The following is a 1,684-nucleotide window of genomic DNA, read 5'->3' on the forward strand; positions in this document are numbered from 1 at the left end:
TTTTAATTTCTTCTGCAGATTGGTCTTGTGTAAAGCCTCTAACCCCTGTTTTTAAGTTCAATTTAGCGGTGTCGGCCCTCGATATATAGGCTTATTTATGGTATAGTAGTTATGTAAATAGACTATATAAAAGGAGGCCGATCATGCCAATCCCTGCCCATATTCTTGCTGTTGAACGTCCTAAAAATACGGTTGTTTATGTCTACGGAAAAAACAAAGACCGATACGGGGTCAAAGCCCGTATCGGCTGCCGCCACAGGAACGGTAAGAACTATCCTGTCAACGGTCCTACTGTCGGCCATATCATTGATGGAGTCTATGTTCCGCTTCCTGAGCCGGAAAATGAACCGGCTACTGTATCCCAGGCTCCTGTTGACATCAAAGACTGGGCTGGTGAAGAACTTCTGATCAAAGAAGGCAAAGAACTGCTCGATGAGCTTTACAACGTCTATGACCGAAAGGATTCGGAAAGGATCTTCTGCATTGCAGTCCTGAGGGTTCTCAACCCCGGCATTAAAGACTGTGAACTCAAAGAAGCCTATGATCAGTCGTTTTTAAGTGAGCGTTTTCCAGACTGCTCCCTCTCAAGAAACCTCGTTTCCAGATTCCAGAAAGATCTGGGAAAAGCCTGTTCAAGGATCGTAAAGTTCAACCGGAACCGTGCTGCTTCTATTGAGATTTCCGATTCTGTGCTCATTGATGGAACATTGAAGACGAACGATTCCAGGATCAATACATTTTCTGAGTGGTCCAGAAAGGGAAAACTGAAAGGAAGAAGAGACCTGTCTATCCTTTACGCTTTTGATCTCACGAAGCAAAAGCCAGTCTGCTCCCAGGTCTTTCCCGGAAACATGCTGGATCTGACTTCCTACAGCGATTTTCTGATCACCAACGACATCCAGAAAGGTCTTGTGATCTGCGACAAGGGCTTTCCGGCCAGCGCTATTGAAGAACTGCTGATAGAAAGACCGGAACTGAAATACCTGAATCCGCTCAGAAGAAGCGCAAGAATCGCTGTGGACCATCGTATGTACAACTATGAGAATGTTCTGCCTGGAGAAGATGGGATCCAGTACAGGAAATCGAAGGTGGAAGGCAAACACAAGTGGCTCTACTCCTTCAGAAACCCCAGAGAAGCTGCCAAAGAAGAGCAGGACTGGGTCCTGAGACATTCGAAAGAAGGGACTTACAATGACGGGGAATACCAGAAGGCAAGGATCAAATTCGGAACGATCGTTTTTGAGTCAAACCTGGATGCAGCCCCTGAAGAAATCTACAGGATGTATTCGACAAGATGGGAGATCGAACTGGTGATGAGGTACTATAAGTCATCCCTGGAGTTTGATGAAACCCGGGTTCAAAGCGATGAAGCAGTTATCGGATCGGAATTCATTGACTTCATATCAGTATGCCTGACATTCAGGATCAAAAACCTGTTTGAAAAAGAAGAGCTTCTGGATAATCGAACCTATAAGCAGATCCTGAGGATTCTCAAACACGCAAAGAAAGTCAGAATGGATGGCAAAGAATGGACTCTGGTGAAAACCAATAAGAATCAAATCGAGATACTGGAGAAACTGGGTATTCTTCCTGCTTCAGAAACCGAGGAAAAATCAGCTAAAAGAAAAAGAGGCAGACCGAAGAAGTCTGCCCGTCTATAGTCTATCGATTTGGGAAAGTTGTA

1 protein-coding gene is annotated in these 1,684 nt (G+C 44.9%); it reads left to right on the forward strand.

The window, feature by feature from the left end:
* Window positions 1-143 precede the first annotated feature (143 nt).
* A complete protein-coding gene (locus BO222_RS10990; protein WP_075820834.1) occupies window positions 144-1,661 on the forward strand; it encodes a transposase in 1,518 nt (505 codons plus the stop codon).
* The last annotated feature ends 23 nt before the right edge of the window (window positions 1,662-1,684 follow it).

Source organism: Ileibacterium valens (assembly GCF_001945525.1).
Lineage (GTDB): Bacteria > Bacillota_I > Bacilli_A > Erysipelotrichales > Erysipelotrichaceae > Ileibacterium > Ileibacterium valens.